The sequence below is a fragment of the Silanimonas algicola genome (genome assembly GCF_054777375.1).
Genome location: NZ_BAAHAS010000001.1, coordinates 354,348 through 367,605, shown reverse-complemented (window position 1 = coordinate 367,605; position 13,258 = coordinate 354,348). Strand labels below are relative to the sequence as shown.

The following is a 13,258-nucleotide window of genomic DNA, read 5'->3' as shown; positions in this document are numbered from 1 at the left end:
CCCCGCATGAGCCATCCCCACGCCCCCGTAGAACGCGGCACCCTGTTCGTCGTCGCCGCGCCCTCCGGCGCCGGCAAGTCGAGCATGGTGAACGCCGTGCTCGCCCGCGAACCCGGCATCGCGCTGTCGATCAGCTACACCTCGCGCGCGCCGCGCCCGGGTGAACGCCATGCCCACCACTACCACTTCGTCGACAAGGCCGAGTTCGAGCGGATGATCGCCGCCGGCGACTTCTTCGAGTACGCGCTGGTGCATGGCGACTACAAAGGGACGGCTCGGCAGTCGGTGGAGCCGCAGCTGGCCGCGGGCAAGGACGTGCTGCTCGAGATCGACTGGCAGGGCGCCCGGCAGGTCCGGCAGAAGATCCCGGACGCGGTGAGCGTCTTCATCCTGCCGCCGTCCACCGACACCCTCGAGACGCGCATGCGCAACCGCGGGCAGGACAGCGAGGCGGTCATCGCCCAGCGCCTCGCCGCCGCGCAGGAGGAGATGTCGCACGCGCCCGAGTTCGATTACTGGATCGTCAACGAGCACTTCGACACGGCCGCCAACGAGTTGCGCTCGATCTTCATCGCCCACCGCCTGCGGCGGGAGGCCCAGGTCCGTCGCCACGCCGGGCTGTTCGCCGGCCTGATGGCCGGCTACGACGGTTGAGCTGCTGGCAAGTGCCTGATCCGATTGGTTTTTTGTGCTTTCCGTTCAGCGTCCGGCGGGGGTCTTCCTTGCCCGGTGGCGGTCCGGCCGCTATGCTGCGCGGTCTTTGAAGGCAGGCCCGTCGGCCCGCCGCGCCGGAGTACCGCATGGCCCGCATCACCGTTGAAGATTGCCTGGACGTCGTGAACAACCGCTTCGAGCTGGTGGTTCTGGCCTCGAAGCGTGCCCGTCAGCTGGCCAAGGGTGCCGAGCCGACCCTCGACAACAGCGAGCACGAGGACAAGCCGACCGTGCTGGCGCTTCGCGAAATCGCCGCCCGCCAGATCGACGAGGCGCTGATCGAGCAGGTCGAGAAGGCCGAGCGCGAGCGTCGCGAGCGTGAAGCCCTCGAGTGGGCCGCCGCCGAGGTGGTGGACGACGACATGAAGGGCGGCGACGACTGATCGACGCCAACACGTGCGCCGCGCGGTCCTGCGCCGCGTGAACGGAGGCCCGCTTCGGCGGGCCTCGTCGTTTCCGTGCGGTTGCCGCGCTCCAGTCCGGCCCTTACATTCAAGTTATGAGTGCCAGCGCTGCGCCCGCACAAGCCGCCCCGACCGCGCCGGACCCCTGTCCGGAGCAGGTCGATGCGCTGGCTGCGAAACTGGCCGACTACCTCCCGCCCGAGCAGATCGCCCGCGTCCGCGCCGCCTACGTGATGGGCGCGCATGCCCACGACGGCCAGGTGCGGAAGAGCGGCGAGGCCTACATCACGCACCCCGTTGCGGTGGCGGCGATCCTCGCGGAGCTCCGCGTCGACTGGGAGACGCTCTGCGCCGCCATCCTCCATGACACGCTGGAAGACACGCCGTTGCCGCGCGCCGAGATCGTGCAGGCCTTCGGCGAGCCGGTGGCGGCGCTCGTGGATGCGGTGACGAAGCTGGACAAGATCCGCTTCGCCAGCCGGCAGGAAGCGGCCGCCGAAAGCTTCCGCAAGATGATGCTGGCGATGGCGACGGACCTCCGCGTCATCCTGATCAAGCTCTCCGACCGCCTGCACAACATGCGGACGCTCGATTCGATGGCCGATGAGTCGCGCCGCCGCATCGCCCGCGAGACGCTGGAGATCTACGCGCCGATCGCCCAGCGCCTCGGCATGAACAAGTTCAAGGCCGAGCTGCAGGACCTCGGCTTCAAGGCCCTCCACCCGCGGCGGTACGCCGTGATCGCGCGTCGCTTGGCGAGCCAGCCGGTGATGCGCCGCGAGGCGATGACGACCATCGAGGCCAAGATCGCGCAGCGCCTCTCCCTGGAGGGCCTGCCCTTCCGCATCGTCGGTCGCGTGAAGTCGCCTTGGAGCATCTATTCGAAGATGCGCAGCGAGCACAAGACGCTCGAGCAGGTGCTGGACGTGTTCGGCTTCCGCGTCGTCGTTCAGCGGGTGATGCAGTGCTACCACGCGCTCGGCGCGGTGCATGCGCTCTACAAACCGCTGGAGGCGCGCTTCCGCGACTTCATCGCCATCCCGAAGGCCAACGGCTACCAGAGCCTGCATACCGTGCTGTTCAGCACGCACGGCTCGCCGATCGAAGTGCAGATCCGCACCGAGGAGATGGACCTGATCGCCGAGCGCGGCATCGCCGCGCACTGGGCGTACAAGGCCAACACTTCCGCGACGGGCGCGAGCAGCGCGCAGGCCCGCGCGCAGGACTGGATCCGCGGCCTGATGAGCAGCGAGCAGTCGGTGTCGTCCTCGTCCCTCGAGTTCGTCGAGAACGTGAAGGTCGACCTGTTCCCGGCCGAGGTCTACCTGTTCACGCCAAAGGGCGACATCCTCGCCCTGCCGCGAAACGCCACGGCGCTCGATTTCGCCTATGCCGTGCACACCAGCATCGGCGACCGGGCCGTGACCGCCCGCGTCGACAAGAAGCTGGTGCCCCTGCACACGCGGCTGCAGAGCGGCCAGAACGTCGAGATCGTCACCGCCCCTTCCGCGGCGCCGCGTCCGCAGTGGCTCGAATTCGTCGTTACCTCGAAGGCGCGCACGGCGATCCGATCGAACCTCAAGAAGCTGCAGCACGAGGACGCGGTCAGCCTCGGCCACCGGATGCTGGATCGTGCCCTCGAGGGGCTCGAAAGCTCTCTCGAGCGGGTGCCGGGCAAGCGCATCGAGGAGTTCCTCGCCGAGCATCGCTACCCGCGCCTCGAGGCGCTGCTCGCCGACATCGCCCTCGGCAACCGCATGCCGGCCCAGGTGGCGCAGGCGCTGGTCGCGACCGGTGCCGGTACCGCGGCGCCCGCATCGGCCGAACGCCTCCTGATCAACGGCAGCGAGCGCGGCGTGCTGACCTTCGCCACCTGCTGCCACCCGCTGCCGGGCGACGCGATCATGGGTTACCTCTCCGCGGGCAAGGGCATCGTCGTGCATCGGCGCGATTGCCCGAACGTCGAGGCCTTCGCGCGGACGCCGGAACGCTGCCTGGTCATGGATTGGGATCGCGACGTCAAGGGCGATTTCCTCGTCGCCGTGCGCGTCGAGGTCGACAACCGGCCCGGGGCCCTGGCCCAGGTCGCCGCTGCGATCGCGGAAAGCGATTCGAACATCGATTCGGTGGAGTACCGCGAGCGCGACGTGAACCTCTCCGTGATGGAGTTCGGCATCGAGGTGCGCGACGTCGACCACCTCGCCGAGGTGATGCGGCGCGTGCGTCGCCTGCAGGTCGTCCACGTGGTGCGCCGGCTGTAAGCTACCGGCCTCCGAAGCCGAGGCCCGCCATGTCCCGTACGCCGATCACCAGCCCGAACGCCCCCGCCGCCATCGGCCCCTACTCCCAGGCCGTCCGAGCCGGCAACACGGTGTACCTCTCGGGTGCGATCCCGCTCGATCCGAAGACCGGCGACCTCGTCGGTGGCGACATCGCCGTCCAGACGCGCCGGGTGTTCGACAACCTGCGGGCGGTCTGCCAGGCCGCCGGTGGCGATCTGGACAAGCTGGTGCGCATCGGCATCTACCTGACCGATCTTTCGCACTTCGCCACCGTCAACGCGGTGATGGCTGAATACTTCCAGGCGCCGTACCCGGCACGCTCGACCATCCAGGTCGCCGGCCTGCCGAAGGGCGCGGAAGTCGAGGTCGACGGCATCCTCGTCCTCGACTGATCCATGCCCCGCACGGCCGCGCCGGCGCCCGCGCTGGCAGGAGGCGACGCGCCGGTGACGCGCCTGCCGGGCGTTGGGCCGGCCGTGGCTGCGAAGTTGGCCGAGCGCGGCATCCAGACCCTGCAGGACCTCTGGTTCCTGCTGCCGCTGCGCTACGAGGACCGCACCCGGCTGACGCCCATCATCGACCTCCGCCCCGGCCCGGCCCTGCAGGCCGAAGGGCGCGTGCGCCACGTCGAGCGCCTGTTCCGCGGGCGTCCGATGTTGAAGGTGACGCTGGGCGGGGACGACGGGTCGCTGCTCGGCTTGCGCTTCTTCCACTTCCGCAGCCAGCAGGTGCAGGCCTTCCAGCCCGGGCGCCGCGTGCGCGTTTTCGGCGAGGTGCGGCCCGGCCAGAACGGCTGGGAGATCATCCACCCGAGCTACCGGGTGCTCGGCGACGACGAGGGCGCCGCCCTCAGCGACCGGCTCGACCCGGTGTACCCGCTGGTGGAGGGCCTCGGCCCCGGCTCGATGGCGAAGCTGGTGCGCCTGGCGCTCGAACAGCTGCCGCCCGGCGAGGTGCTCGAACTCGTGCCCACCGCGGCCTGGACGGGCCTGGCCCTGCCGGGACTGCGAGAGGCCCTGTTGACCGTGCACCGGCCGCCCGTCGAGGCCGATGTGGCGGCGCTAATGTCGGGCACCCACCCGGCCCAGCAGCGCCTCGCCTTCGAGGAACTGCTGGCGCACGGGCTCAGCCTGCGCCGACAGCGCATCGCCTTGCGCGAGCACGGCGCCTTTCCGCTGCCGGCCGCGCCGGCCGCCGTCGCGGCGTTGCGTGCCACGCTGCCGTTCGCGCTCACGGGCGCCCAGCAGCGCGTGCTCGCCGAGGTGGAGCGCGATCTCGCCGAAGGCGCCCCCATGCTGCGGCTCGTGCAGGGCGACGTGGGCAGCGGCAAGACCGTCGTCGCCGCGCTGGCGGCGATGCAGGCCGTCGCCTCGGGCCGGCAGGTCGCGCTGATGGCTCCGACGGAGCTGCTGGCCGAGCAGCATTTGCAGAATTTCCAGCGCTGGTTCGAGCCGCACGGCGTGCGCGTGTGCTGGCTGGCCGGCAAGGTCACCGGCAAATCGCGACGGGAAGCGCTCGCCGCCATCGCCGACGGCACGGCGCAGGTGGTGGTCGGAACGCACGCGCTGATGCAGGGCGGCGTCGCCTTCGCGAAGCTCGGGCTCGTCGTCGTCGACGAGCAGCACCGCTTCGGCGTGCACCAGCGCCTCGCGCTCCGCGACAAGGGTCTCGAGGGCGAGCGCGTGCCGCACCAGCTGGTCATGACGGCCACGCCGATCCCGCGCACCTTGGCGATGACGGCCTATGCCGACCTCGACCTGTCGGTCATCGACGAGCTGCCGCCCGGCCGGACGCCGGTCACCACCGTCGCCGTCGCGGCCGAGCGCCGTCCCGAGCTGGTGGAGCGGGTGCGCAAGGCCTGCGCCGAAGGCCGGCAGGCCTACTGGGTCTGCCCGCTGATCGAGGACAGCGAGGAGATCGAGGCCCAGGCCGCGCAGACGACCTACGAGCAGCTGTCCGAAGCGCTTCCGGAGCTGCGCGTCGCCCTGTTGCATGGGCGAATGAAGCCCACCGAGAAGCAGGACACCATGCGCCGCTTCAAGGCGGGCGAGGTGCAGCTGCTCGTCGCCACCACGGTGATCGAAGTCGGCGTCGACGTGCCCAATGCGAGCCTGATGGTGATCGAGAACGCCGAGCGCCTCGGCCTTGCGCAGTTGCACCAGCTCCGTGGCCGCGTGGGGCGGGGCAGCGCCGCCTCGAGCTGCGTGCTTCTGTACCAGTCGCCGCTGGGGGTGATCGCCCGTGAGCGCCTCGACGTGATGCGCCGGAGCAACGACGGCTTCGTCATCGCGGAGAAGGACCTCGAGCTTCGAGGCCCGGGCGAACTGCTGGGCACGCGCCAGACCGGCCTTGCCGCCTTCCGCATCGCCGATCTCGCGCGTGACGCCCGGCTGCTGCCGCAGGTGGCGGCGCTGGCCGAGCGACTGCTGGCCGAATCGCCGGCCATCGCCGAGGCCGTCATCGCGCGCTGGGTGGGCAGCGCGGCGCGCTACGCCTCGGCCTGATGCAGGTCGGCGCCGCCCGCGGCACACTGCCGGCCCGCCGACCGCCCCGAACGCCTTGCCGATGGCCGCCACCGACCGCATCCCGCTGCTGATCGACACCGACCCCGGCGTGGACGATGCCTGGGCCCTGCTCATGGCGTTCGCCAGCCCCGGCCACGAGGTGCTGGGCTTGACGATCACCGCGGGCAACGTCGGCCTCGAGCACACGGTGCGCAACGCGCTGAAGCTCTGCGAGGTCGCCGGCGTCGACGTTCCCGTGTTCCCGGGCTGCGCGGTGCCGCTGGTGTTCCCGGCCGAGGATGCCGCCTACGTGCACGGCCGCGACGGCTTCGGCGACACCGGCTACCTGGCACCCACGGGCGTCGCGCAGGCCGAGCACGCCGCACTGGCGATGATCCGGTTCAGCCATTCGCACCCTGGCCTGCTGCTCGTCTGCCTCGGGCCGCTGACGAACCTCGCGCTGGCCCTGCGCCTCGACCCGAGCCTGCCGTCGCGCATCGGCCGTCTCGTCGTGATGGGGGGTGCCGTGACGGGGCAGGGCAACACGTCGGTCAGCGCCGAGTTCAACATCGCCTTCGACCCGGAGGCGGCGCATGTCGTCTTCGAGGCCTTCCCGGCCTTCGATCTGGTCGACTGGGAGGCCGTGCTGCGCCATGGCCTTCCGCACGCCGAGGTCGAGCAGTGGCTCGATGCACCGACGCCGAAGGCGGCGTTCTACAAGGCCATCTCACAGCGCACGAGGGAGTGGTCGGAAGGACGGCGCGGGACGCACTGGCATTCGGCCGACGGGCTGGCCATGGCCGCCGCGCTCGAGCCCGAGGCCGCCACCGGTTGGCATCGCCACGCCGTCGAGGTCGAGACGGGCGGGCGGCTCGCCCGCGGCGCGACCGTCGTCGATTGGGCCGGCCGTTCCGGTCGGCCGGCGAATGCGCGCATCCTCGCCGGCCTGCAGACGGCGCGGTTCGAGCATCGGCTCCGCCTCGCACTGGCCTGACCGGGCGAAGGGCCGGGAGTGGCTGAACGGGACGGCCCCCTTCGCTTGCCGGTCCCTCGCCTGCATGGCTATACTTCCGCCCTTTCCTCGTTTCGACGCTTCTGGGACCCGCTATGAAAGATGGCATCCACCCGAACTACCAGCCGGTCGTGTTCCAGGACGTGACCTCGAACTTCTCGTTCCTCACCCGCTCCACGCTCGGCTCCAAGGAGACGATCAAGTGGGAAGACGGCGAGACCTACCCGCTGATCAAGATCGAAATCTCCTCGGCCTCGCACCCGTTCTACACGGGCAAGAGCAAGCAGATCCTCGATACGGCCGGCCGAGTCGACCGCTTCCGCAAGCGTTACGGCAAGTAAGCCGCCGCACGCGCGACGAGCGCAGGCGTGTTGCCCCGAAGGCCGGCTCCTGCCGGCCTTCGCCATTTCCGGACTACGACTTTTGTCGCAGGCCTTCGCGTCCCCCGCACACCGTCTCCGGGCCCTATGCGATACTTGTGAAGACCACGGACGCCCGTCGTCCGACCTGTCTTCATGCGGCGAGGCGCCCTCCCTGCGCCCGCCCCGTCCAAGGAGTGCGAACGTGTCCGAATCCGTCACCCTCAACGTCGGCGACAAAGCCGTGTCCCTGCCGGTCCATCGCGGCACCCTCGGGGCGCCCTGCGTCGACATCGGCAAGCTCGCCAAGGACACCGGGCACTTCACCTACGACCCGGGCTTCATGGCCACCGCGAGCTGCCGCAGCGCGGTGACTTACATCGACGGCGACGAGGGCGTGCTGCTTTACCGCGGCTACCCGATCGAGCAGCTCGCCAAGCATTCGAGCTTCCTCGAAGTCGCCTATCTGCTGATGCACGGCGAACTGCCGAACCGCCAGCAGTTCGACGGCTTCGAACATGAAGTCACGCACCACACGATGATGCACGAGGCGATGAAGACCTTCCTCGGGGGCTTCCGCCACGACGCGCACCCGATGGCCATGCTCTGCGGCATGGTCGGTTCGTTGTCTGCCTTCTATCACGACACCCTCGACCTGAACGACCCGGAGCAGCGCCGCCTGGCGGCGGTCCGCCTGATCGCCAAGGTGCCGACGATCGCTGCCGCCTGCTACCGCCAGTCGATCGGCTGGCCGATCCGCTACCCGCGCAACAACCTCGAGTACACCACGCGCTTCCTGCACATGATGTTCGAGGTGCCGAGCGAGCCGCTGCAGCTGAAGCCGGTGGCCGCCAAGGCGCTCGACCTGCTGTTCATCCTGCACGCCGACCACGAGCAGAACGCCTCGACGTCGACGGTGCGCCTTGTCGGTTCGACCGGCGCGAACCCCTACGCCTGCGTCGCTGCCGGCATTGCCGCTCTCTGGGGGCCGGCGCACGGTGGCGCCAACGAGGCCGTGTTGACGATGCTGGAAGAGATCGGCCGGCCCGAGGACGTCGCCAAGGCCGTCGAGAAAGCGAAGGACAAGAACTCCACCTTCCGCCTGATGGGCTTCGGCCATCGCGTCTACAAGAACTACGACCCGCGCGCGTCGATCATCCGCGAGATGTGCCACAAGGTGCTCGCCGACCTCGGCGTCAACGACCCGTTGCTCGAGGTCGCGATGAAGCTCGAGGAAGCCGCGTTGAAGGACGAGTACTTCGTCGCCCGCAAGCTCTATCCGAACGTCGACTTCTACTCGGGCCTGATCTACAAGGCCCTCGGCATCCCGACCGAGATGTTCACGGTCATGTTTGCCCTCGCCCGTACGGCCGGCTGGGTCAGCCATTGGCTCGAGCAGCAGGTCGATCCGGAAGCGAAGATCGGCCGTCCCCGCCAGATCTACACCGGCGCCACGCCGCGCGACTACGTGGCGCTCGAGAAGCGCTGACCCGGCACGCCGGGGCCGCCCCCGGCCTCGGCATCGGTGAACAACAAAGCCCCGCCTTGGCGGGGCTTTGTTGTTGCGCCGTCGGCAATCGGGGTCAGAACACGTCGAAGGCCTCTTCCTGCACGTTGCCGGTCTCCACGCCGAAACCGTTCGCCATCATGCGGTCGTAGTCTTCGGTCTTGACGTAGTCGACGAGTCCGCCGGGCGCGCCATCGGGCAGCAAGCCGCCGGTGGCCGGATTGACCGTGACCCGGAGCAAGCCCGTCGGGAGGGCGGGGTCGGCGACCGGGACATCCTTGAGCGCGGCGCCCATGTAGCCGATCCAGATCGGGAGTGCGGCGCGACCGCCATACTCACCGCGGCCGAGCGGCGTGAAATCGTCGCGGCCGACCCAGACCGTCGTCGCCAGGTCGCCGCCGAGGCCGGAGAACCAGGCGTCGCGGTGGTCGTTGGTCGAGCCGGTCTTGCCCCCGATATCGGCGCGGCCCAGCACCTTCGCCGCGGTGCCGGTGCCGCGATTGACCACGTCGAGCAGCAGCGAGCGCACGAGGAAGGCCGTGCGCGGGTCGATCGCGCGCGGCGCGGTCGAACGCTCCGGCGGGCCCGGCATATCGTGCCGGGCCTCGGAATCATCCGTTGTCGCCGGGGTGCCCGCACCGGCCGTACGGGCGGGCGCGGGCGCCGCCATGGCGCCGAAATTGAAGCCGTCGACGACGGTCGGTTGGGCTGTCATCCCCGTCGCCATGCCGGCACAGCTGGGGCAGGCGCGCGACGGGTGGTGTTCGAGCACGACCACCCCGTCGCGGTCCTCGACGCGCGCAATGAACCAGGGATCGATGCGGTAGCCGCCGTTCCCGAAGGTCGCATAGCCGCGCGCGACCGACATGACCGTCAGCGAGGACGTGCCGAGCGACATCGACAGGTTGGGCGGGAGGCTCTCCGGCGCGAACCCGAACTGGGTGATGTAGCGCTGGGCGAACTGCACGCCGATGGCGTCGAGCAGGCGCACCGAGACGAGGTTGCGCGACTGCACCATGGCCTCGCGAAGGCGCATCGGTCCGGCGAAATCACCTCGGTCGTTCTGCGGGCGCCAGACGTTGCCCGCGCGGTCGCGGAAGACCACGGGCGCGTCCATCACGATCGTCGCGGGCGTGTAGCCGCGTTCGAAAGCCGCGGAGTAAACGAACGGCTTGAAGCTCGAGCCGGGCTGGCGCTGCGCCTGGGTCGCGCGATTGAACTTGTTCTGCGAGAAGCTGAATCCACCGACCAGGGCACGCACCGCGCCGGTCTCGGATTCCAGCGAGACCAGGGCCGCCTGCGCCTGCGGCAGCTGCACAAGCTGCGGTTGGCCGTCCTTGTCGAGACGGAAGCGGACGACGTCGCCCGGTTTGAGGATCTGCGCCGGCGTGCGGCCGGTCCAGCGCAGGCCGCTGGCGGGGAGGTCGAGTGGGGCTTCGCCCGCGGTTCGCAGCACCGCTCGCGTCGTATCGACCTCCTGGACCACCGCGCGCCGCAGGTCCGGGATCGTCGGGAAGCGGGACAGTGCCGCACGCAGGCTGTCGGGATCGAGGCTGGCGAAGTCCTCGATCCGGCCTTCCGCGCCGCGCCAGCCGTGGCGCTGGTCGTACTCGATGAGGCCGTTGCGCACCGAAGCGACCGCGGCGTTCTGGTCGGTCGACTTCAGTGTCGTGACCACCTTGTAGCCACCGGTCAGCGCGTTGGCGCCGAAGCGCTCCTCCATTGCCTGGCGGACCATTTCCGCCACGTAGGGCGCATCGACTTCCACGGGGGGCTCGTGCGGCCGGGCATTGTTGGGCTCGGCCAGCGCGGCCTCGTACTCGGCGCGGTCAATGACCCCCAGCTCGAGCATCCGGGGGAGCACGTAGTAATTGCGGCGCTCCATCGCTCGCGCCGGATTGCTGATCGGGTTCGCGCTGGACGGGAACTTCGGAATCCCGGCGAGGGTGGCCGCCTCGGCCACCGTCAGTTCGTCCAGCGACTTTCCGTAGTAGAACTCCGCCGCCGCCGCCACGCCGTAGGCGCGGTTGCCGAAGAAGATCTTGTTCAGGTAGAGCTCGAGGATCTCGTCCTTGGTCAGCTCCTGCTCCATCTTGATGGCCAGCAGCATTTCCCTGAACTTGCGGACATAGCTGTACTCGTTGCTCAGGTAGAAGTCGCGGGCCACCTGCTGGGTGATCGTGCTGCCCCCGGGGACGCGTGCGCGGTCGGTCGAAAGGATCAGCCAGACAGCCCTGAAAATACCATTGAAATCAAGGCCTTGGTGCTCGTAGAAGCGGGCGTCCTCGGCGGCCAGGAAGGCCCGCTTGACCCGTTCCGGAATGGTGCCGATCGGTGCCGGATAGCGGCGCGTCTCACCGTACAGGGCGATCAGCTTGCCATCGGCGGAGTAGATCGACAGCGGCAGCTGAAGTTCGACCTGCCGCAGTTCACGCACGTCCGGTAATTGCGGCCACGCGGTCCAGATGACCGCGCCAACGGCGAGGAGGCCGAGGAGGCCAAGGGCGAGACCGGCCAGCAGGAGGCGTCGCAACCAGCGCAACCAAGGGCGCATCAGGGGGTGTCTCTGAACGGGAAGGGCGGAGTATACGGGCGGGCGGGACCGCGCTGTGGCGCGCCCGGGCGGCCTCCGGGCGGGGTGGGTCGTTAAGGAGGCGTTGCGGTTGACACAGTTTTCTGTTTTTAATGTTCCGGCGCATTAATCTCACGTAAGCGCCCGTGGGAAGGGGAGAAACCGATGGGTTTGTTCAGTCCATCCAGGGTTCCGCTGGTCGGGATCGACATCAGTTCGACAGCCGTGAAGCTGCTCCAGCTCAGCCAGGTCGGCAACCGCTACCGGGTCGACCACTATGGCGTGGAGGCGCTTCCGCCCAATGCCGTGGTCGAGAAAAACATCGTCGAGGTCGAGGCGGTGGGCGAAGCGATCAAGCGCGCCCTGAGTCGCTCCGGCAGCAAGGTGAAGCACGCGTCGGTCGCCGTCTCCGGGGCCGCGGTGATCACCAAGGTGATCAGCATGTCGGCGGACCTCGACGACGACGCGATGGAAGACCAGGTCCAGCTCGAAGCGGCGAACTACATCCCGTTTCCGATCGATGAAGTCAGCCTCGACTTCGAGGTGCTCGGTCCGGTGCCTTCGAGCCCGGAAAACGTCCATGTCATCCTCGCGGCGTCGCGCACGGAGAACGTCGAGTTGCGCCAGCAGGCGCTGGAACTCGGTGGATTGACGGCGAAGGTCGTCGACGTCGAGGTGTTCGCGCTCGAGAACGCCTTCAAGCTCGTCGCCGACCAGCTTGGCGTCGGCAAGGACGCGATTGTCGCGCTCGTCGACATCGGTTCGACCATGACCACGCTGAACGTCATCCGCAACGGCCGCAGCATCTATGCCCGCGAGCAGGTGTTCGGTGGCAAGCAGCTGACCGACGAGATCATGCGCCGCTACGGCATGAGCTACGAGGAGGCCGGCGCCGCCAAGCGGCAGGGCGGCCTGCCCGAGAGCTACGAGCCCGAGGTGCTCGAGCCGTTCAAGGAAGCCATGGTCCAGCAGGTCAGCCGCCTGCTGCAGTTCTTCTACGCCGGCTCCGAGTTCAACCGCGTGGACCAGGTCGTCTTGGCCGGCGGCTGCGCCTCGATCAGCGGCGTCGATCGGATGGTCGAGGAGCACCTCGGCATCCCGACGGTCGTCGCCAACCCGCTGGCCAACATGGGTCTCGGCCCGCGCGTGCAGGCGCACGCGCTGCAGCAGGACGCGCCCTCCTTGATGATCGCCTGCGGCCTGGCCCTGAGGAGCTTCGACTGATGGCACGCATCAACCTATTGCCTTGGCGCGCGGAGCGCCGCAAGCAGCGCCAGAAAGACTTCGTGACGATGCTGGGCGGTGCCCTGGTCGTCGGCGTGGCGCTGGTGTTCGCTGGCTCGTGGTACTACGACCAGCAGCTCGCAGGCCAGACGGGACGAAACGACTTCCTGAAGCAGCGCATCGAAGAGGCGAAGGCGCAGAACAAGGAGATCGAGGAGGTCGAGGCCCGCAAGGCGAGCTTGCTGCAGCGCAAGGAAGTCATCGAGGAACTCCAGGCGGACCGCTCGCAGAACGTCCGCCTTTTCGAGGAACTCGTGCGCACCATCCCGGACGGTGTCCGCCTCGTCACGATCAAGCAGGCCGGCCAGCAGCTGACGTTGACCGGTCGCTCGCAGTCCGAGTCCCGCGTCAGTGCCTACATGCGCAACCTCGAGGCCAGTGGCCTGATCAACAACCCGCGCCTGAGCATCATCAAGGCGGGCGAAACCACGCAGGGCGGCGGTGCGTCACCCGCGTCCCCGGCGGACCGCTCGCTGCCGTTCGGCTTCGAGATGACCGTGACCCTGCGCTCGCCGAGCGACGAGGCGGCGGCCGAAGAGGCCGCGTCCGGCGGCACGCCGACCAATGCGCCGGCCGCTGCTCCGGGCAGCGCGCCTGCGGCCGCGGCACAGGCCTCCTGA

At 69.1% G+C, this 13,258-nt stretch carries 11 protein-coding genes; 10 read left to right on the top strand and 1 reads right to left on the bottom strand.

The window, feature by feature from the left end; genetic code table 11:
- The first annotated feature begins 6 nt into the window (after positions 1–6).
- From gmk to ACYVAK_RS01785, 8 genes are all read left to right on the top strand, one after another.
- The gene (gene gmk / locus ACYVAK_RS01820; protein WP_461057388.1) at positions 7–654 is read left to right on the top strand and encodes a guanylate kinase; all 648 of its coding nucleotides are present in this window, start codon (positions 7–9) and stop codon (positions 652–654) included.
- 146 nt (positions 655–800) lie between these two features.
- Positions 801–1,097, top strand: a complete 297-nt coding sequence (gene rpoZ, locus ACYVAK_RS01815; RefSeq protein WP_297865445.1) for a DNA-directed RNA polymerase subunit omega — start codon at positions 801–803, stop codon at positions 1,095–1,097.
- A gap of 116 nt (positions 1,098–1,213) precedes the next feature.
- On the top strand, positions 1,214–3,379 hold the full coding sequence (locus ACYVAK_RS01810) for a RelA/SpoT family protein (RefSeq protein ID WP_461057385.1): 2,166 nt from the start codon (positions 1,214–1,216) through the stop codon (positions 3,377–3,379).
- 29 nt (positions 3,380–3,408) lie between these two features.
- The gene (locus ACYVAK_RS01805; RefSeq protein ID WP_461057383.1) at positions 3,409–3,792 is read left to right on the top strand and encodes a RidA family protein; all 384 of its coding nucleotides are present in this window, start codon (positions 3,409–3,411) and stop codon (positions 3,790–3,792) included.
- Between the two features lie 3 nt (positions 3,793–3,795).
- Positions 3,796–5,904, top strand: a complete 2,109-nt coding sequence (gene recG / locus ACYVAK_RS01800; protein ID WP_461057381.1) for an ATP-dependent DNA helicase RecG — start codon at positions 3,796–3,798, stop codon at positions 5,902–5,904.
- 61 nt (positions 5,905–5,965) lie between these two features.
- Positions 5,966–6,898, top strand: a complete 933-nt coding sequence (locus ACYVAK_RS01795; RefSeq protein ID WP_461057379.1) for a nucleoside hydrolase — start codon at positions 5,966–5,968, stop codon at positions 6,896–6,898.
- 113 nt (positions 6,899–7,011) lie between these two features.
- Positions 7,012–7,257 carry a type B 50S ribosomal protein L31 gene (locus tag ACYVAK_RS01790; protein ID WP_461057377.1) on the top strand — a complete coding sequence of 82 codons (246 nt, stop codon included), beginning with the start codon at positions 7,012–7,014 and terminating at the stop codon, positions 7,255–7,257.
- A gap of 223 nt (positions 7,258–7,480) precedes the next feature.
- A complete protein-coding gene (locus tag ACYVAK_RS01785; RefSeq protein ID WP_461057374.1) occupies positions 7,481–8,764 on the top strand; it encodes a citrate synthase in 1,284 nt (427 codons plus the stop codon).
- A 94-nt stretch (positions 8,765–8,858) separates the two neighbouring features.
- On the opposite strand, the gene ACYVAK_RS01780 is transcribed toward ACYVAK_RS01785, so the two are convergent.
- On the bottom strand, positions 8,859–11,336 hold the full coding sequence (locus tag ACYVAK_RS01780) for a penicillin-binding protein 1A (RefSeq protein ID WP_461057373.1): 2,478 nt from the start codon (positions 11,334–11,336) through the stop codon (positions 8,859–8,861).
- Between the two features lie 183 nt (positions 11,337–11,519).
- Here ACYVAK_RS01780 and ACYVAK_RS01775 point away from each other — a divergent pair, with 183 nt between their 5' ends.
- Together ACYVAK_RS01775 and ACYVAK_RS01770 are read left to right on the top strand one after the other, a co-directional pair.
- Positions 11,520–12,578, top strand: coding sequence for a pilus assembly protein PilM (locus ACYVAK_RS01775; protein WP_461057371.1), 1,059 nt, complete (start codon positions 11,520–11,522; stop codon positions 12,576–12,578).
- The gene (locus ACYVAK_RS01770) at positions 12,578–13,258 is read left to right on the top strand and encodes a PilN domain-containing protein (protein ID WP_461057369.1); all 681 of its coding nucleotides are present in this window, start codon (positions 12,578–12,580) and stop codon (positions 13,256–13,258) included. The genes ACYVAK_RS01775 and ACYVAK_RS01770 overlap by 1 nt, the downstream gene beginning before the upstream one ends.

Excerpts from the sequence above, each read along its gene's own strand:
- ACYVAK_RS01770 (WP_461057369.1), top strand. The coding sequence starts at position 12,578 with ATGGCACGCATCAACCTATTGCCTTGGCGCGCGGAGCGCCGCAAGCAG.
- ACYVAK_RS01790 (WP_461057377.1), top strand. The coding sequence starts at position 7,012 with ATGAAAGATGGCATCCACCCGAACTACCAGCCGGTCGTGTTCCAGGAC.
- recG (WP_461057381.1), top strand. The coding sequence starts at position 3,796 with ATGCCCCGCACGGCCGCGCCGGCGCCCGCGCTGGCAGGAGGCGACGCG.
- ACYVAK_RS01810 (WP_461057385.1), top strand. The coding sequence starts at position 1,214 with ATGAGTGCCAGCGCTGCGCCCGCACAAGCCGCCCCGACCGCGCCGGAC.
- ACYVAK_RS01795 (WP_461057379.1), top strand. The coding sequence starts at position 5,966 with ATGGCCGCCACCGACCGCATCCCGCTGCTGATCGACACCGACCCCGGC.
- ACYVAK_RS01775 (WP_461057371.1), top strand. The coding sequence starts at position 11,520 with ATGGGTTTGTTCAGTCCATCCAGGGTTCCGCTGGTCGGGATCGACATC.
- rpoZ (WP_297865445.1), top strand. The coding sequence starts at position 801 with ATGGCCCGCATCACCGTTGAAGATTGCCTGGACGTCGTGAACAACCGC.
- gmk (WP_461057388.1), top strand. The coding sequence starts at position 7 with ATGAGCCATCCCCACGCCCCCGTAGAACGCGGCACCCTGTTCGTCGTC.
- ACYVAK_RS01805 (WP_461057383.1), top strand. The coding sequence starts at position 3,409 with ATGTCCCGTACGCCGATCACCAGCCCGAACGCCCCCGCCGCCATCGGC.
- ACYVAK_RS01780 (WP_461057373.1), bottom strand. The coding sequence starts at position 11,336 with ATGCGCCCTTGGTTGCGCTGGTTGCGACGCCTCCTGCTGGCCGGTCTC.